The sequence below is a fragment of the Enterococcus wangshanyuanii genome (assembly GCF_002197645.1).
Lineage (GTDB): Bacteria > Bacillota > Bacilli > Lactobacillales > Enterococcaceae > Enterococcus_L > Enterococcus_L wangshanyuanii.
On record NZ_CP021874.1, the window covers coordinates 2,557,968 to 2,576,921 of the forward strand.

Below are 18,954 nucleotides of genomic sequence, written 5' to 3' on the forward strand. Positions count from 1 at the left end.
TCTTGTTGATCAATAGTATCTGCGACGGTTGTTTGAAGGACCTGAAATTACTCGAACTAACCAGACGGCGATTGCTACAGGAATCATGATTTTGATTGCAAACCATAATAAGCTACCGACAATTCCCATTACGATACTTAAAATAAAACTCCCTACGAAAAATAATCCGATGACCATCAAAATCTTCATTATCATTGATTGTTGTCTCATTAGTAAAACCTCCATTTTTTCTCTCGTTCTCTATGAATAAAGTATAGCAAGAAACGTAAAAGAAGGAATCCATCTTGAGGCTGATTTTCTCTCAGGCGCAAGGCGGGCGAAATCATTGCATTTGTTTAAAAAGAACGTAAAATAAATATGAGGAGCTGAAATCTATGTCAAAATCAAGGCTTGAAGCATTTACAGATGCAGTGATCGCTATTGTTATGACGATCTTAGTATTGGAATTGCATCAACCCACTACAGATACTCTAGCAGGATTAGCTGGTATCGAGAAAAAATTGTTTATCTATATTGTCAGTTTTGTGATGCTGGCGATTTATTGGAATAATCATCACCATATGTTTCAATTAGTCCATAAAATCAATGGGAGAGTGCTTTGGGCAAACAATTTTTTTATTTTTACGTTAACTCTTGTCCCATTTGCAACAGCCTGGGTCGGTGATTTTATTGACAGTTTGGTACCACAGCTGACGTATGGAATTATGACACTGATTGCTAATTGTGCTTATTTGATACTAACGAAGGAATTGATCCGAGCAAATGGTAAGGAATCTGCTTTAGGTAAATTATTTCAACGCTATAACAAAGCATATATCACGATTTTTTTAAATATTTTAGGGTTAGGATTAGGCTGGTTGATCCATCCGTATTTTGTTTTGATTTTAAATATCGGCAGCTTGATCATGTGGATCATTCCTGACCGCCGCATTGAAAATAAATATAAAGAATGACTACTTTCTAAAATTTAAAAACAATAAAGCTATTTATTTAGTTTTATTGTTTTTTTTATTCGCAAAAATAATATATTCTCATTTTTTTAAGAATATTAAACATTTTATGAAAACAAAAGTGGTTTATTTTAAGGTAAAATTAGAAATGATTGTATAAAAAAGGACGTATTAAACATAGGATTAGAAAAAGGGTAAGAGTAAAACGGAAACAACAATCACGACTGTAACAGTGGTCAGCAATTATCAGTGTTTTAGTTGAGCGATTAAAGGGAAACGAATAGCCGATCGATTGTTGTAAATTCAGAACTCTGTTCCGAATCTTCAGTGAGCAACCAAGGGAACGTTCATTTTGAAGTAAGGAAATAGTTAAAAAAAGGAGCCGTTAGTACATATGGAAAAAGGAAGTCTTACAAAAAATACAACGGGAAACAAAAAGGTTTTTTTCCGAAAAGAAATAGAAGCAAGCAGACTTGGGGAAGAGCTTTATTCAGATGAGGTTTTAAGCCAGTATTCAGTCTATTTGTTAAGAAAATTTGAATTATCAGAAGACTATGATCAGCCAGAGCAATTTGAAGAGCTATTAGCCGATCTACCGGAACAATTCAATCATGAATTTGAAGATAGTGTAGTGAAAAATCTATATGTTCGAGTAACGCAAAAAGCTGTATATATTACTCTGTTTTTAGCTTTAGCACATCCACTGAGTAAATTACAGATAAGCGATCTGCGAACATGGATCAGCAACTTAGAGGTACCTGAACTAAGCTTAGAACATACGACTGCATTTTCTGAAGCGGTACCGTTAGAAATGGTCAAAGGGCTGCAGGAAACCAATAGTGAAGTATTGCTTTTAACAGAGATGATGAACCAGTTTAGCGAGAATCTAAATGATATGTACAAAGAAGTTCAGGAAGTCAAAAATAAAAAAACACCTCCAGTAGTTAAGGTTATTCAAAGTGAAGTAGCTGCCAAAGAAGCACATGAAGCAATCAATGCGCAGCAATTAAAAAGCTTGGATCAGGTATTGACTAAATTAGCCGATGAATTTTCACTATTTAAAACGGAGGTCAATCAAAAGCTAGAGAATTTACCTAAACCTAAAACACCTCCAAAATTTAAAATCATGTTGGGCTCGTCAGAAGGTGAGTCTGGTCCAACGGTCGAAGAACGTTTAGAGGAAGCCCTTAAACGAATTGATTTATTAGGACAACGGCTGAATGACTCCGATAAAAAAGTCACGAAAATCGATCAGTCATTGGAAAAACAAAAAAAACAACCAAAATTAAGTTTTTCTACAGCAAAAAAGGTGGATCATGAACGAAATCAACTGGCAGAAAAAGTCGCATCAACTAGCAACGAAGTGACAGCTATTGCTCGTCAGCTCCAACAAATAGATGATAAATTAAGTACGATGGAGTCAAATGTCTTGAGTGCTAAGCCGGATTCTGAAGCCTTGGCGAGGATAGAAAAAGATCATGGACAGATACAAGAAACGGCCTCTGAAACAATCAAATTGAATCAAGTGATCGAGAAGCTAACGGCAAAACTTCAAGAGGTCGAATCTGAGTTAGTCAATGTGAGTAAAGAGAAAAGAAAAGCACCTCGTGCCAAACTGACAAAAAGTGAATATGCTAAAAAAATGACAGAACAGCATCAAAAGGATCAGGAACAACTAAAATCAAATGCAACTGAAATCAAACGATTGACTCAAACAGTTGGAAAAGTGGATGTTCAATTGATCAAGGCGCATCAGAAAATCGCAGAATTAGAGCAAAAGATCCGCCAAGCTCCACCTATGATTGAAAAGGCGCCAGTAAAAGTAGAAGTACCGTCAAAGGCAATCGACACAAGCACCAATAATACGTTCGTTGGCCCACCAGCTCCACCGAAAACGTCAAATAATTCAACTGCTAATAGAGGCTTTCCAACAAAAGAGTCTTTCTTACAAGCAAGTAGACCAAGGCCGACAACTGATATGATCGAAGAACGTCCAACAGTCACACTGGCAATCGAGGAAATGCTGGATCGTGTGTCTGAGAAGCATCCTATTTCTGAATCTAGCAGATCATGGGCAGCAACAGACGGCTACGAGCAAAATAAAGAGAACTATCAGGATCAACAAGGACCTTCTCTACGTCGTTTGAAAAAGCTAGAATGGGATATTCATACCTACTTTCAAAAAGGCCGGAGTGTAGGACACAAAGGGATGATGTCAAAGGATGATTTTTACGCAAATATTCGTCAAATCGAAGTGCTTCCTTACTTATGGGGAACAGTATATGAGAAAGAGAAGAAGGATATTTTACTCGGCAATGAATTAAGTTGCCAACAACTGGTCGATGACCTCGCTGATTTTTTAGAAGAGATCGAAGTTCTATCTAGAAAACGGAAAGTCATGGGCAAATGGATCTATTGTCCAAAAGAAGTTGAACAAAAAATGGAAGGCTACAAGCTTTTAAATGAGTATTTAGAAACCTACATCGCAAGACAAGATAGTATGTAAAATAAAAAATTTGAACCAATATTGATGTATCATGTTGATTTTGGTTCTTTTTGTCTTGGTTTCGAGTAGTTGTGTGGAAATAATCTCCATCTAGAATATGAAACGTGATAAACTAGTATTGTTCATCTTTTTCCTATCATTTATGGTATTGGAATTGAAAAAAGAGAAGACAAAAAATAAAAGGAGTATATTATGGAAATTAAAGTAAGAGATCTAGTTATGCGCTATGGTCGTGTAGAAGTGTTGAATATCCCTTCATTGGACTTTGAAAAGGGGACTTCTTATGGATTAGTTGGTCATAATGGTGCTGGTAAAACTACATTATTCAAATGTATGACAAATATCATTTCAAATTATCAGGGCGATATTTTGATCGATGAAACGTCTGTTAAGCAGCATAATGAGGTATTATTGAATGTTGGGATCGTTTTAGATGGAATGTCTGTTTATACAAATCGCACAGGCTGGTTCAATATTGAGTATTTTTCAGGCTTGCGCGGAAGTTTTGATCAAGAAAAAGCGAAGGATTTAGCGAGAGAGCTGGATTTATTTGCTGTATTAGATCAAAAGGTAAAAAGTTATTCGTATGGCATGCAGAAAAAACTGATTTTATTGATTGCATTGATGCATACGCCGGAGGTCTTGATTTTAGATGAGCCTTTCCGTGGTTTAGACATCGATACAGTGAAATGGTTTAAAAAATATTTGAAACAGCTGACAGAGCAAGGTTTGACCCTAGTTATTTCCAGTCACGTTCAGAATGACCTGGAAGCATTGTGTGATATCGTTTATGTGATCGACCGTGGGCGTATTGCTGAAACGATCGATATCAATGCTGAAAAAGAAAAACAAATCCGCCGTGTCGATACGACGAATAATGATCGCTTGAAAGAGTTATTGGATGAAGCGAATTATTATCATCAAGTGGATGAAGAAGGCGGCGTGAAACTGGATATTTCTGATGAGCGTTGGAGCGAGATCAAACAGCGTTTAGCGGAAGAATCAATTGAAATTTCTGAGTTATCTAAAGTGAAAATTTTAGATGAGAAATTGAATTAGGAGGGGCGAACATGACTGGAAAACTAATTTTTAAAATGGAGTTATTTAAATTTTTACGAGATAAAAGCTTTTTAATCACTGCAGGAGTGATTGGTGTACTGAATATTATTTTGACCCTGTTTGCATTAAGTGCTACATCAATTTTTACAGATTATTATTATGAATCCGGAGCTGCTGCAACTTTGCTAGCGACAATGGGTTTTGTCGGCTTTATCGTTATTGTGGGGAACATTATTTTTGCTTATGTTTATCCATTCCATATGATTTCAATGGATTATAAAAATAACGTCATGGCCATGATGGTTGCTTCTGGGGTGAATAGAAGGAAATTATTTTTTGCTAAAATAGGTGCGATTTTTATTTGTACGATCGCGTTGATGTTGTTGATCGCATTGATTCCGCTGATTTTATTTTTAATAAAAATCGTTCAGCTGGATGGTTGGAACAGCTTTGTTGAAGGCATAAATTCAATGTTTTATTATACCGATCTAAACTTAGGCAAAGTAATTTTTTCAGGTTTGATCAGCTATTTAAATATGTTGATGATTATTGCGACTGCTTGTATCATCATGAAAGGGAAGAACCTATCGTTTCTATTATTTATTGGCTTCAATATCCTGAATACATTTGTGACAGGGCTATTAAGCTCAATTGGTTTTGCTTTTAATTTCAGTGCGACTGGAAGCTATATCCTTCAATTACTCTTAATGGTCATTTCGATCATTGTTTTTGGCTATATTTCTTTAAGAACATTGGAAAAACAAAATTTATAAGAACCTTGAGCTGGGGAGTGATCCTCAGCTTTTTTAGTACATAGATGTTATAAATCGCAAATTACTGGTACAATGAAAACACTAAAGTGATAAAAGGTGCAGATAGATGACAGGATCATTGATTACAAAGAAGAAAATTGCTAAGGTCTTTAAAAAGCTGGTCGGAGAAATCGGCTTTGAGAAAGTCACGATTGCGAAAATCATGCAGGAAAGCAAGATGAGACGGCAAACATTTTATGATCATTTTCAAGATAAATATGAACTGGCAGACTGGATTTTTCAACAAGAAGCAATTGAAAAAATCGAAGATAATTTGGCTTATGAAGATTGGCAGACGATCGTGGAGAATTTATTTGTCTATTTTGAGGAAAACCAGCTGTTTTACCGAAAAATTTTGCAGTTTGATGGACAAAATTCGTTTCAGGAATACTATACGCAGCATTTGAAATCGCTGATCAAGCAGGTTCTTGTTGTCAAATCCAGGTCCGAAAAAACAATAGATTCCTGTGATTTGCTGTTTTTGGAAGATTTTTATGCGACCGCTTTTGTTTCGATGACGACAAAATGGATCATCGAAGGCTGTTCGGTCAGTTCAGAGCAGTTTGCGAAGCAAATGAGACTAGCATTTTTGATGAGCTTTGATGAAAAAAAATAAGCAACGATTTGGATGTGATTGCCAGATCGTTGCTTATTTTTAGTTCCAGCCAAAGGCATCAGTCGGAGTTTTCAAATAGTTTAGCCATCGTTGATCTTTCATATTCAGCAGTGTAAGCGAAAGACCGTGCGTGTTATAGGCTGTTAGAAAGTTGCCCATTTTTTTATAGGCTACGGTGATATCCTCAATATCTAGTAACTGCTGGACATCGTTCATAAAAACAGCAAGTTCAAGTGAGGGTGTTCCGCCTAACCCATTGACTAAAACCGCAGCCTGTTTTAATTCATCTTTTGCATATTGCTGCTTCAATTTGTTGACTAGCTCTATGGCTATCCGTTCAGAAGACTGCATTTTTTCAATACGATACCCAGGTTCTCCGTGGATGCCGATACCGAAGTACATTTCGTCTTCAGCCAACTCGTATTGCTGCGGGATGAGTCCGATCGGCGAAGCAGGTGAGAAAGCCACACCAAGTGTTTTGATCAAAGGAATGACTGTTTCCCCCAGCAACCGAAGCTCATCGAGTGTTTTTCCTTCTGCCGCAGCTGCGCCAAGGATTTTATGAACAAAAACAGTTCCAGCAACCCCCCGTCGTCTTTTTTCAAACGTACCGCTTTCGATGGAACAATCGTCATCTACAATGACATGAGAAATGTGCAATCCTTTTTCTTTTGCCAGCCGTTCCGCTTCAAGGAAGCATTTTACATCTTTTTCAAAATTCTTGATGATCAACAAAGTTCCATATCCGTTATAAGTTTGTTCAATTGCTTGGAGAATTTCTGAACTGCTTGGCGGCTCAAAAATCGGTCCCATAACGGCACAATCCAGCATGTTCTCACCGATATAGCCGACATGAGCAGGCTCATGCCCGCAGCCACCGCCGCTGATCAATACAACCTTTTGTTCATTGATGAGTTTCTTGGTGACGATCCCAGTTTCAGGTTGCCAATTTAGTGTGTCGTTATATGTATATGTTAGTCCTGCGAGTAATTGCTGTCGTATTTGCCCGCCAGTATTGATCAGTTGTTTCATGAGCAGTCGCTCCTTTTTAGTAGATTCTATTTCTATTATACGCTGAGTCTGTGTTGAAAACTATCAAATTAATAAAGAACAAAATGAAAGCGGACACATTTTGTGTATTGTCCGTTGCAAGTTTTTTGATATGCGAGTATTGTAAACGTATACAAAGAGCGGATGTCAGTTACTAGTTCAGTTAAATCAACAAAATAGGAGGAACAAATTATGAAGAAAATCATCAATCAAGCACAAAATGTCGTTCCGGAGATGGTGCAGGGCTTTGTGCGTGCGCATCAAGAAAAAATCCAGCAAGTACCTGAAACATTTGTTTTGAAGCAAAAAGGAATTCAAAAACAAGTCGTATTGATCAGCGGCGGCGGTAGCGGCCACGAACCAGCACATGCTGGATTTGTTGGCTCTGGAATGTTGCAGGCAGCAGTCTGCGGACAAGTATTTACTTCACCAACACCGGATCAAATTTTTGAAGGAATCAAGGCAATCGATCAGGGGCAAGGTGTGGTGATGGTCGTAAAAAATTATTCTGGCGACATCATGAATTTCGATATGGCAAAAGACCTGGCAGAAATGGAAGGGATCAAGGTCGGTACAGTCGTTGTAGATGATGATATTGCAGTAGAAGATAGTACGTATACACAAGGAAAACGCGGGGTAGCCGGAACGATTTTGGTGCATAAAATATTGGGTGCGGCAGCCCGTAACGGCGCTTCTGTAGAAGAATTAGTGACACTTGGTGAAAAAGTTGTCGAAAGTTTAAAAACGATCGGTGTGGCATTAACAGGTGCTACTGTACCAGAAGTAGGAAAACCAGGATTTGTTTTAGCCGATGATGAGATCGAATTTGGTGTAGGTATCCATGGTGAGCCGGGGTATAAACGTGAAAAAATCAAGCCATCGAAAGAAATGGCCCAAGAATTGATTTCTAAACTGAAAGCAGTTTTTGGCTGGAAAGCGGGCGACCGTTTTGCGATTTTAGTCAATGGTTTAGGTAGTACGCCTTTGATGGAGCAATATATTTTTTATGAGGATGCAATGAATTTGTTAGAGGCAGATGGCGTGGAAGTTGTCTTCTCAAAAGTTGGAAACTACATGACTTCTTTAGAAATGGCTGGGCTGTCTGTCACGTTGTTGAAAGTCGAAGATGAGTGGGTCAAAGCTTTGAATGAAGAAGTCGATACGGTCGCTTGGTAAAAGCAAACTTAAGATTTAACGTTGATAAGTATACTTTGGAAAATGGAGGAATTTAAATGTTTACGGTAGATAATTTAAAGAAATCATTGCAACTATTCAAAGAAAAAATCGATAAAAATAAAGACTATTTAAGTGAGCTTGATACGCCGATCGGTGATGGTGATCACGGGAATAATATGTCGCGGGGGATGGATGCAGTGAGTGAAAGCTTGCAGACCAAGTCTCCTGAAACCGTACAAGATGTCTTCAAATTGACTGCGATGGCATTGATCAGTAAAGTTGGCGGAGCATCTGGTCCGCTTTATGGAACAGCTATGATGGAAATGGCAAAAGCTTCTGCAGCAACTTCTGAAGCACTACCTGTTTTAGAAGCTGGCTTAGCAGGAATCGAAAAACGCGGCAATAGTCAGCCGGGTGAAAAAACAATGCTTGATTTATGGGCGCCTGCGATCGAAGCTGTACGATCAGGCAATGTAACGCTGGAAGATTTGCAGTCAGCCGTAGATAAAACAAAAGATATCGTAGCAACAAAGGGGCGCGCTTCTTATGTAGGAGAACGCTCGGTCGGTCATATTGATCCAGGGGCGATGTCGAGTCTTTATTTCTTTGAATCATTAATGGAAGCAGGTGTTTTTAATGGCTAGTGGAATCGTGATCGTTTCACATGTAAAGGAAATCGGTGAAGGTGTGGATCGTTTGATCAAAGAAGTCGCTAAAGATGTTCCAATCACAATTGCAGCTGGTTTAGATCAGGGAGAAGTCGGGACATCCTTTGAAAGGATCATGGCGGCGTTTGAAGAAAATCCAGCTCAGCAGCTTTTAGCTTTTTACGATTTGGGCAGTGCCAAAATGAATTTAGAAATGGCTATTGATATGACGGAGAAAGAAGTCCTGCTGTTTGATACAGCTTTAGTAGAAAGCGCGTATACGGCCGCCGCCTTATTACAGGTGGATACACCATTAGAGGCTATTAAGGAGCAGTTAGCCCCTTTAAAAATAAAATAAGTTGAGGATAGGAGTTTTAGAATCATGAGAAAAGCATTTATTAGTCCCACGAAGTATGTTCAAGGTGAAGATGAGTTGTTGAATTTAGGGTACTTTGTTACAACGTTTGGTAAAAAAGCGCTATTGATCGCTCATCCAGAAGATGTGAAACGGGTCAAAGACAAGCTGGATAAAACAACAGAAACCTTTGATGTTTCCTTTATAGAAAGTAATTTCCATGGAGAAGCTTCACGAATAGAGGTTGCTCGTTTACAAAAAGTAGCAGCTGAAAATGAATGTGACTGTGTCATCGGTTTAGGCGGTGGTAAAGCAATCGATACAGCGAAATGTGTGGCTGAAGGGCACAATTTGATCATTGTTCCGACAATCGTTGCAACAGATGCACCAACAAGTCACTCTGCTGTTCTTTATACAGAAGACGGACAATTTGATGATTACGCTTATTTTGTTCAAAGTCCAAGTGTGGTCTTGATCGATACAGTCGTTATCGCGAATGCACCAACGCGGTTCTTGGTTTCCGGAATGGGTGATGCGTTATCTACCTATTTTGAAGCGAGAGCAACGCATAACTCTTATTCTAATGTCAATGCCGGCTTGCCGTGCGGCGCTCGTGAAGGGGTTTGTCCACCTGCTAAAGGAACAAATACTGCGTTGGCTTTAGCAAAATTATGCTATGAAACGATTTTAGAAGATGGGGTGAAAGCTAAAGAGGCGTCAGACAATAATGTCGTGACCCCAGCATTGGAAAATATTATTGAAGCGAATATCTTACTTTCAGGTTTAGGTTTTGAAAGTGCCGGGTTGGCAGCGATTCATGCGATCCATGATGGTTTGACGATTTTGCATGATGCTCACGGGGCAACGCATGGAGAAAAAGTTGCATTTAGTACGATTTGTCAGCTAGTGTTGGAAAATGCCCCAAAAGCAGAGCTATATGAAGTACTGGATTTTGCTTTGTCGATTGGCTTGCCAGTCTGTTTAGCAGATTTAGGTGTCAAAGAAATTACAGATGCAGAACTGACAGAAGTGGCAGAAAAATCATGCATTCCGGAAGAATCAATCCATTCAATGCCATTTCCAATTACTGTGGAACAAGTAAAGGCAGCGATCATTGTAGCCGATAAGATCGGTAGTTCTTATAAGAAAAAGGGTATCTAGGAAATTAAACAGTGTTGATTTTATGAAGTTGATCAATAGATAGCTAAAAGCTCTATACTGGTCCAGTTTATCACTGGACCAGTATAGAGCTTTTTTATGTTTAGTTTGAAGTTCTCTTTGATCTGATTAGTGTGAATAAACCAACACATAAAAGAAAGAGCATTCCAATGATTTTCCCCATAAAGGATTCGTACTCACCAGTCTCAGGTAACAATACTTTTGATGATTTTTTAGGTACTGTCGTGTGACCAAGAGCTGTATTTGAATTTGTTTTAGTCTCAGTTAGCAGTGGTGTCTTGTTTTTTGTATAAACATAAGTAATCGTTTGAGAATATTCATTGAAAGTAATGCTTTTAGGTCGTTGAGAAAGATCTAAGGAATAGCCTTCGATTGTTAATTGGTAGGCATCTTCCAGTGTATTTAAAGTATCTCCAATCATTCCGCTGATAATTTGAGATGGGTGAATCTGTTTTCCATTTTGATCAAGGTATTGAATGGTAATATCACCAGCAGGAACAGGATTTTTAGTATACACGTAAGAGACAGTTTGAGGAGTATCAGTGAAAGTGCCAGTTATATTGAAAGGCAGTTTCGAAGTATCTAAAGAATATCCGTCGATAGCCAACTGGTACTGATCTGTGGAAGCATCAAAAGTCTCACCTATATTGCCGCTGATTGTTTGAGCAGGAAAAATGTCGATACCATTTTGATCAAGGTATTGAATGGTAATATCACCAGCAGGAACAGGATTTTTAGTATACACGTAAGAAACAGTTTGAGGAGTATCAGTGAAAGTGCCAGTTATATTGAAAGGCAGTTTCGAAGTATCTAAAGAATATCCATCGATAGCTAACTGATATTGCTCAGTAGAAGCATCAAAGGAGTCCCCAACGTTACCGCTAATGGATTGCTCAGAAGCGATTGCGACGCCATCTTGATCGAGATACTGGACTGTAATGTCCCCAGCTGCTACAGGAGTATCTAAAACGATCACTTTTAAGACATGTGTGGTTCTTGTACTGAATGAATTTTGTAATGCAAGATAAACAGAAATATACTCACCAGGAACAGCCGTATTCACATTGTTGTAGTACTCAAAGAACGTTCCACCTGGCTTTTTTTCTGTACCTAAAACGGGGCCAAAATTGAGATTGAAGGCTCTGATTCCTTGAGCAGCAATGCTTGGGTCAAAAGAATCACCTTTATTTAAATAGACAATATCTGGACTATCAACAAAAGCATAATCTCCGCCGATATAAAGTGCGCTTCCTTCTGCGGTAGCCGTTTGACCAGCTAAAATGGTTCTACTGTAGCCGATAGAAGAAATGCCTACATTTTCTCTGGCAGAAGTCGTTGCAATTTGACGGATAGTGTAATCACCAACAGGAAGTGGAAGCGACAATCTGCCTTGGGAGTCTGTTTGCACTAATTGGAAATAAGAAGGGTCAGTGATCCCAGTGATTGTGAAATAAGATCCCTCGATCGGATGAGCAGCATCAGAGCTTTGTACATGAATGTTCAGAGTTCCCTCTGCGGCAGCGAAAGTTGGTTTAGCATCTAAGATCAAGAAATAAACAGATACTAGTGTAAAGAAAAGAATAGCTAATTTATTTTTTACCATTTTATAAACTCCTTATGTAGAATAATATAACAAACACTTTTAAAATGAATGTGTTATTTTTTGATACTGCGAGGATAAAGAAAGATCATTAGGACACTTAAAGATTTGACAGACATAAACATATATTCACCCAAAGAAAAGCCGAGGCTAATATAGTCATCTATACTATTTTCTAAATTAGAGAAATAGGTAAATAAAATCAGGATAACAATAAATATTCCTATAGAGGATAAACTATTACGAATATTTTTTTTAGAAAAAGTATCTGAAGTTAGTAGAAATTTAAACATAATTAGAAAAAAGAGGTTGATTGTTAAGGCCCCATGCAACAATACTGAAAAGGGTGTTACTCCAGTATTATCGTAAAAAAAGTCAAAAAAAATAGTCGTTGGTGCGAGAAGTATATTAAGAAAGTAAAAGAAATAAAAAGTAATTGTCGTCTTTCTACTTACTTTTGCTAAATCACTGTAAAAGGTCACGATTTGTTGGTCTCCTTTTAGTAATTGATCTAATGAAACACCATATAGATCACTTAAAGAAACCAGACTTTCTAAATCAGGATAACTATGTTCATTCTCCCAATTTGAGATCGTCTGCCTGGAGACATGGATCTTTTCAGCAACTTGCTGTTGTGTCAAATTTTTTTTATTCCGTTCTTCTTTCAAATAATTTCCTAATTTCATGAAAAATATCCTTTATTTTTATTTAGAATATTTTAATAATTTATCAAATAGAAATGAACTTGTCAATGTGAAGTTATAATATTTCTATTATTTTAAACTATTCATTTTTTCTAAAAAACCTTATATTAACGCGGTGCAAAGAAACTTGTCATAGTAAATTCTTGAAAAATATTTACTTTTATTTTTTTGGAATTTACTATAAACATGTTTTCATGTTGTATCTAAGAAAATGAGATAAATAAAAAAATATGAGGTGAGTTGAGAAGATGCTAGAGCAGGTGAAGTGTAATTTGTATATGTTTGAAGAAAATGAAGCTGCTCAGGAAAAATTGACAAAGCATTTGGCTAACTATAATGGCCGGTTAAAAATCAAGGTGTATTTTGATGACTCTGAAGAAAAGTTTTTTAAAAGAGTGACTGTTGCGCAAGGAAACACCATCGTTTTGATGAGAACTGAAAAAGGATGGGAAAAACTGACTAGTAAAATTAAAAAAATGCAGCGTTACACCCAATTCATTTACATATGTAAGGAAGGGTTTGACCTAGTCAAAATGGTGAATGAAGGGTACAGTGAGGAATCATTTATCATCTTTGAAAATACACAGGATATCGGCCGTCAATTTCAAAAGATATTACAAAAAATAGAGCAGAATCTGGTTGAACGCATCATCAGTAGTAACAATTTGCTGATTAGCTATAAACAGGAAGATATTATTATTCCGTGGGATGAGATCACGTTTATAGAGACGATCAAAGAGGAACGAAATTATATGATGGTTTACACAGAACATGGTAAACACATAGCGAAAGGCACTTTGGGGAAGTTAAAAGAAAGTATATCATCTAAACAAATTTATAAAGATTTAAAATCATATATTATTAATCTGAATAAAGTGAAAAAAGTAAATTTAGATGATAATTATATTGAATTTTTAGATCAACAAAAAATATATTTTAGCACAAAAGTGATGTTGAAACTTAAAAGAGAATTAAAGGATTTGTACCGAGCAAATGCATAAAATGCCTTTTTTACTGCGTGAAACGGCGTTTTATAATGAAATAACTTTTGTATAATTAAATTGTAATATAAATTACAAAAAAAACACAAATAGGGAGAGAGTTTTCATGAAAAAAACAGCAATTTATTCTTCGCTACTTTTATCAACAGTGATTTTAGCTAGTGTTGGAGGAACTAAGGCTTTAGCAGCACCTCAAGGTGAAATGAGTACAGACACACACATCGAATTTTCTGGACACACACCAAATCCTAATCCAGAGGGCGACTTGAATTTGATTTGGGTTCCAACAACGTTTGAATTTGGTAATCATGATGTGGCAGATAATGCGACTGCAAGTACATCGTATGAAATGCAAAATCCACTACCAAAATATACAGTTGTTGAAGATAAAAGAACAGATGCTCATGGTCAATGGACTGTGAAAGCTGCTTCAAGTGAATTGAAATCTGGTTCCAATTCGTTAGCTGGAGCACAAATCAACATCACAAATACGGCAGTCAAACAATATACACCAACAGATAATACGGTTGTCCCAGAGTCAACTGGCGCAATCGTTGACGCACCGGGTTCATGGTCGAATGTGACTGTTTCATCAAACATCCAGTTAGCCGCTGGTGGTGCTGCACAAGAAGTAATGACAGCAACTGGTTCTGCTGTTGAAAACGGAAAATATGCAGCTGAGTTTGGAAACGTTACGCTACAAGTTCCTCAAAGTCAGGCAAAAGAAGGAAATTATACTGGTACGGTCACTTGGACGCTAGAAGATACACTGTAATTTTGATTATATCTTAGAGCTAAGTGAGCTGTCTTGATAGCTCACTTAGCTTTTACTTAGGAGTAAGTGTTATGAATTTAAAAATAAAAAGAACGCTTTTTATAGGAACAATAGTCTTTATCTTAGGCGGCGGGTTTCCGCTTGTTACTTTTGCCGAAAAAGATACAGTTGTAGAAAAAAATGTAGGTTTTTCAGTTCAAGCGATTCGTCCTGAAACACAAGTAGATCCAAGCTTAAGCTTTTTTTATCCGGCAGTCGTTCCTGGTGAAAAACAAACCCTACAACTAAAAATAGTAAATACTAGCGGTGAAAAGCTTACTTTAGATCTTAATATAGTGAATGCTTCAACCAGCATCAACGGGAATATCGATTATAGCCAGGTAAACGCCCAACTAGATGAGAGTTTAAAAACACCGCTGACTGAACTGGTATCGATCACTGATCCATCACTGACCTTAAAAAAGGATGAAACGAAAGTCGTTGAAGTTAAAATCAGCTCTTCATCAGAAGCGTTCTCTGGTGTTAAGCTCGGTGCAATCAGAGTATTGAAACACCTAGATGAAGAGAAAAAAGCAAAGGGTGTTGCGACAAATTATGGCTATACTATAGGGATTTTGCTAACAGAAGATAAAAAGCCATATAATGTCGGTGGTGATTTGGTTTATAAAACGGCAGCAGCAAAAATTATTAACGGCTATAAAACAGCAGCAATCAATTTTCAAAATCCTAATCCATATGTGATTCAAAACTTGGAGATGTCTGCAAAGCTGTATAAAAAAGGCAATAGTGCAGTGATCGGAGAAAAGAGTTTAGAGAACATGTCTATTGCGCCTAACACATCTTTTGATTTTCCTATTCAATTAGGCTTAGGAAATCTTGAAGCAGGTTCTTATAGAGTGAAAATCACTGCTCAAAATGATCAAGATTCTTGGAATTGGGATGAAGAATTTACAGTCAGTCCAAAACAAGCATCTGAAGTGAATAAAAAATCAGTGTATAAATTGACTTTACCTAAACTGTATAAGTATTTGTTTGCTTTATTAACTGGCCTAACTATTATAGCAATTGCTTTGCTACAGTTTTTCTCGACCCAAAATAAAAAGAAACAAAAAAAGAAAATAAATAAACGTAAAGGAAAAAGAGAGAAGAGGAAAATGCATGAGACGTAAACTTTTGTACCTATTGATTGTAGGAATTATCAGCATTATTTTTCAACCAATCCCTCTTTTCGCCTCAGCAGCTTCTCAAAACGAGCCTACTGACGTAGGAATCACATTCACGGATACACAACAAAGTTCGGCTACTATTGATACTTCTGAAAGTAAAGTGCCAGCAACTGTTTCTGGAAGCGAAAAAAAGAATTTTCCTAATACTGGAGAGAAGAGAGGCCAACTTTTTCGTTTACTTGGTGTACTGTTCATTTTTCTAGGATTGTTTTTATTCAAAAGGGTAAGACGGAAAAGTTGAGAGTTTTAGTAGGAGGAAAAATACATTGAATATATGGATTTATTTACCGGTGATACTTGGCGTATTGCTATTTATTGCTTCGCTTATTTTGGTTATTAGAATAGCGTCCAGACGAAAAGGGCTCTCCAAAGAACTTCTGGTTAGTTTATTTTTAACGGTTCTATCTGTCGGCTGGATTGCCTTGGGTGTGTATACCTTCATTGTAATAAGAAGTCAATTGATGAGCTAATGATTGTGATAAGAGGAGGTGTGAGTATGAAAAGAGGATTATACGTTTTATTAGGAACGGCATTCGTTGTGCTGGCATTTTCCAGTCAAAAAAGTTATTTGGCCGTATCAACTGATACTTTCGATAGACAAGAAGAAACAACGAGCAGCCAAGATCAACAGACTACAGCAGCAACAACGACGAGTGGGTCGATCAAAAACGTGCTGCATTTTGGTGACTCTATTGAATCAGTGACTAAGAGTGAGCAACAAACTCAAACAAGTACTACAAATATCGAGGATTCAAAACAGGCTACTGTCAGAGCTGCCGCGGCTAATACACTAAGCTATACTATTGTCGTACATGAGGAGACGTATCGTGTGAATATGACTCCTGTAACAACGAATAGTTTAATTTATTCTGCAGAAGTGATCGCTCCTGAAAAAGCCAAAACTTTGATCGACCTAGACTTAAAGGATCCGGATAAAAAGGCGCAAGCAAATACATATTTAGAAGATGCTTTTACGGCGTTGGTTGAGGCTACTCGTCAGGCTGGTGGTCAATTTGATTTGGCACAAGTCCAATCGATCAAAGTATCTAATATTGCGGTTGCAGATTTTTCTGCTTATGATAGAAGCCCGATCGTAACGACACTAGCAAATAAATCAGCTTATTTTAGAAATATGGCTCGTCTGACTTTTCCAGATATGGTAGCGGGAGATGGTGTCTTAAAGAGTCTTACTGCGAGTGTACCTATCGCTAACCTAATATTGCCTAAAATAAAAAGAATCGGTGATTCTTTTGCTGTTGTTGCAGGTGAGATCACACCGCCATTGGCCAATGTCAATGCGAAGTTGATTGGCATTTATGCACCAGAAGTCGAGGAAATCGGTGATTATGCTTTTCATGGTCAATCGTTATTACGAGGTACATTGACTAGTCCGGATGCAAGCGGCACGACTTCAACAACGCTACTATCATTTCCAAAGGTAACGAAAATTGGAAAGCAAGCATTTAGAAATGCTAAAGTTTTAAAATATCTTGCTCTTGATAATTTAGTTGAAATGGGAGAAGGCGCTTTTGAGGAATGCGCAGATTTAACAGGAGGAAATGCCTACGGGTTTAGTCTTAATTCGAGCGGCGATCCTCTTCTTTTACCTAAATTAAAGGCCATTCCAGCCAGAGCCTTTTATAATTGCACAAAGCTTATGCAGATAAGTGCATCGGAAGCAAAATCGATCGGTGACGAAGCTTTTTACAATTGTTCTTCTTTAGGACGCTTACTCGTGAAGAAAGTGGAAGTGATCGGTCATTCTATTTTATCAATGAAATCCGGGACTAGTGCTGGAAGTGCATTGACCAGTATTGCGCTTCCAGTAATAAAAAAGATTGAAACAGATAGTTTTTCTGGCAATAGTGCGTTTAAAGGTATTTTAACTTCCTTGCGTAATTTATACAGCTCAGATACAGATGCTGTTAGAGATAATTTACCTAGAGAGATGTTGCTGTATGCTTTTCCTGATTATGAAAAGTATAGTGATCGATTTTTGAATGTAGGTGAAACGTATGACTATCAATTCTATCGGGATGAGGATATGGCGAGTGAAGATACAAAAACGTTATACAAATATATTGTATTGAAACAGCCAACAACTAATTCTGCGTATTATCAAATGCACAAAACCTATACACCGAGTTGGGGGTTGCAATGGAATATTTTTTCTCAGCCTGAAACGTTTATGAAGAAAAAGGTTTCTATTACGATCGGTGATCCATCGGCACCATCTACTATTTTGATGCCAGGTTTTTATCAAGGTGTTGCCGATTTGAATTGGACGATCCCTTCAAGTGCTTCTGTTTCAGGTACGACAGATATTGTTGCCTTTAACATGGTTTTATTTACAGGAGAAGAAAAGCCTGTGAATCAAGTGATGCTGGATATTCATGATATTTATGCGAAACAAGGAGATACAGCAGTTGATTTTGTGACGGATATTGCTGCGAGTGAAGAGCAGATCAACTTGGAAGATGCACAGCTTACGATCGCTTATCCTTCTGATAAATTGACGCTGGGGGATTTATGGATCGAGCAGAACGGTCAGGATATTACTGGAAATGCCCGAGTGGAGCTGAGCACAAGCGGAACAGTTCTCGTTACTGGAATCAACGCTCAAGATATCAAAAATTTTCCAGTCAAAATCCATTTTAAAAATAGTAAGGCTGAACAAGCAATGGAAAGTGAATCATTTGAAGGATCGATTCTTTCTGCTAGCTTGTACGACACAGATAAATTCACCGTGGAAATAATCAAGGAAGAAAAAGCTGGATTGAGTTTGCTGTGGGTTCCTGATATTTTCGATTTTGGTTCGCATCGTTTAGCTGAGTTAAAAGAGGAGACATTTCAGACAACGACCGAGTTGCCGGCGTATTTAGTTGTAAGTGATATGAGAGGGACTGAAGAGACAAATGGCTGGAAAGTACAATTAACGGCTTCGCATTTAACGGAAAATAAATCAGGTGACAGGATAGAGAATGTGGAATATCTTTTTACAGGCAATAAGTTAAAAGAATATCATACTGACGATGTCTCGCTTCCTCCGAATCAAACAACGATCATTGAACCGTCAGATAGACTAAAGGAAAACTCACTCGTATCGTCTAACTTTACTAGTGCTGAAACAGATACAGGAATATTGTCTGCAAAAACTGGAGGTATTTCTGGCTACTATGCACTTGAAATCAATGATATTCAACTAAAGATCCAAGAGCTGACAAAGATCAATGGAAGTGCTTATAATGGGACATTGACTTGGACATTGGAGGATACGCTATAAATTTTTAGAACAAGT

Annotated in this window: 19 protein-coding genes; 15 read left to right on the forward strand and 4 right to left on the reverse strand. The window is 37.5% G+C overall.

The features are described from left to right. Positions 1-9: 9 nt before the first annotated feature. Positions 10-210, reverse strand: coding sequence for a hypothetical protein (locus CC204_RS12595; RefSeq protein ID WP_088270484.1), 201 nt, complete (start codon positions 208-210; stop codon positions 10-12). A 164-nt stretch (positions 211-374) separates the two neighbouring features. On the opposite strand from CC204_RS12595, the gene CC204_RS12600 reads away from it, so the two are divergent. From CC204_RS12600 to dhaS, 5 genes are all read left to right on the forward strand, one after another. Further along, a complete protein-coding gene (locus CC204_RS12600) occupies positions 375-953 on the forward strand; it encodes a TMEM175 family protein (protein ID WP_088270485.1) in 579 nt (192 codons plus the stop codon). 391 nt (positions 954-1,344) lie between these two features. Next, entirely contained in the window at positions 1,345-3,456 is a 2,112-nt protein-coding gene (locus CC204_RS12605) for a coiled-coil domain-containing protein (protein ID WP_088270486.1), read from the forward strand. A 192-nt stretch (positions 3,457-3,648) separates the two neighbouring features. Next, a complete protein-coding gene (locus CC204_RS12610; RefSeq protein WP_088270487.1) occupies positions 3,649-4,515 on the forward strand; it encodes an ABC transporter ATP-binding protein in 867 nt (288 codons plus the stop codon). Positions 4,516-4,526: 11 nt separating this feature from the next. Next, positions 4,527-5,288: a hypothetical protein gene (locus CC204_RS12615; protein WP_088270488.1), complete on the forward strand. Its 762-nt coding sequence runs from the start codon at positions 4,527-4,529 to the stop codon at positions 5,286-5,288. 106 nt (positions 5,289-5,394) lie between these two features. Then, positions 5,395-5,943 (forward strand): dihydroxyacetone kinase transcriptional activator DhaS, encoded by a 549-nt coding sequence (gene dhaS / locus CC204_RS12620; protein ID WP_088270489.1) that lies wholly within the window; start codon positions 5,395-5,397, stop codon positions 5,941-5,943. Positions 5,944-5,982: 39 nt separating this feature from the next. Here dhaS and CC204_RS12625 read toward each other — a convergent pair whose 3' ends face one another. Further along, positions 5,983-6,975 carry a dihydroxyacetone kinase subunit DhaK gene (locus tag CC204_RS12625; RefSeq protein ID WP_088270490.1) on the reverse strand — a complete coding sequence of 331 codons (993 nt, stop codon included), beginning with the start codon at positions 6,973-6,975 and terminating at the stop codon, positions 5,983-5,985. 210 nt (positions 6,976-7,185) lie between these two features. On the opposite strand from CC204_RS12625, the gene dhaK reads away from it, so the two are divergent. The 4 genes from dhaK to CC204_RS12645 are packed head-to-tail and all read left to right on the forward strand — an operon-like array spanning position 7,186 to position 10,332. Continuing rightward, positions 7,186-8,169 (forward strand): dihydroxyacetone kinase subunit DhaK, encoded by a 984-nt coding sequence (gene dhaK / locus CC204_RS12630; protein WP_088270491.1) that lies wholly within the window; start codon positions 7,186-7,188, stop codon positions 8,167-8,169. Positions 8,170-8,225: 56 nt separating this feature from the next. Then, entirely contained in the window at positions 8,226-8,813 is a 588-nt protein-coding gene (dhaL, locus tag CC204_RS12635; RefSeq protein ID WP_088270492.1) for a dihydroxyacetone kinase subunit DhaL, read from the forward strand. After that, the gene (gene dhaM / locus CC204_RS12640) at positions 8,806-9,174 is read left to right on the forward strand and encodes a dihydroxyacetone kinase phosphoryl donor subunit DhaM (protein ID WP_088270493.1); all 369 of its coding nucleotides are present in this window, start codon (positions 8,806-8,808) and stop codon (positions 9,172-9,174) included. Before dhaL ends, dhaM begins: the two co-directional genes overlap by 8 nt. A gap of 24 nt (positions 9,175-9,198) precedes the next feature. Beyond that, a complete protein-coding gene (locus CC204_RS12645) occupies positions 9,199-10,332 on the forward strand; it encodes a glycerol dehydrogenase (protein WP_088270494.1) in 1,134 nt (377 codons plus the stop codon). 100 nt (positions 10,333-10,432) lie between these two features. Here the strand turns inward: CC204_RS12645 and CC204_RS12650 are convergent, their stop codons facing one another. Both CC204_RS12650 and CC204_RS12655 read right to left on the reverse strand, forming a co-directional pair. Further along, positions 10,433-11,953: a MucBP domain-containing protein gene (locus CC204_RS12650; protein WP_088270495.1), complete on the reverse strand. Its 1,521-nt coding sequence runs from the start codon at positions 11,951-11,953 to the stop codon at positions 10,433-10,435. Positions 11,954-12,006: 53 nt separating this feature from the next. Beyond that, positions 12,007-12,636, reverse strand: coding sequence for a helix-turn-helix domain-containing protein (locus tag CC204_RS12655; RefSeq protein WP_088270496.1), 630 nt, complete (start codon positions 12,634-12,636; stop codon positions 12,007-12,009). Positions 12,637-12,932: 296 nt separating this feature from the next. Between CC204_RS12655 and CC204_RS12660 the strand changes: the two genes are divergently transcribed. From CC204_RS12660 to CC204_RS12685, 6 genes are all read left to right on the forward strand, one after another. Next, positions 12,933-13,655 carry a LytTR family DNA-binding domain-containing protein gene (locus CC204_RS12660; RefSeq protein WP_157894283.1) on the forward strand — a complete coding sequence of 241 codons (723 nt, stop codon included), beginning with the start codon at positions 12,933-12,935 and terminating at the stop codon, positions 13,653-13,655. 106 nt (positions 13,656-13,761) lie between these two features. After that, entirely contained in the window at positions 13,762-14,430 is a 669-nt protein-coding gene (locus CC204_RS12665; RefSeq protein WP_087641675.1) for a WxL domain-containing protein, read from the forward strand. 71 nt (positions 14,431-14,501) lie between these two features. Continuing rightward, positions 14,502-15,599 (forward strand): WxLIP family cell surface protein, encoded by a 1,098-nt coding sequence (locus tag CC204_RS12670; RefSeq protein ID WP_088270498.1) that lies wholly within the window; start codon positions 14,502-14,504, stop codon positions 15,597-15,599. Further along, positions 15,589-15,897 (forward strand): LPXTG cell wall anchor domain-containing protein, encoded by a 309-nt coding sequence (locus CC204_RS12675; RefSeq protein ID WP_088270499.1) that lies wholly within the window; start codon positions 15,589-15,591, stop codon positions 15,895-15,897. Before CC204_RS12670 ends, CC204_RS12675 begins: the two co-directional genes overlap by 11 nt. Positions 15,898-15,922: 25 nt before the next feature. After that, entirely contained in the window at positions 15,923-16,126 is a 204-nt protein-coding gene (locus CC204_RS12680; RefSeq protein WP_088270500.1) for a hypothetical protein, read from the forward strand. Between the two features lie 26 nt (positions 16,127-16,152). Further along, a complete protein-coding gene (locus CC204_RS12685; protein WP_162288352.1) occupies positions 16,153-18,939 on the forward strand; it encodes a leucine-rich repeat protein in 2,787 nt (928 codons plus the stop codon). The last annotated feature ends 15 nt before the right edge of the window (positions 18,940-18,954 follow it).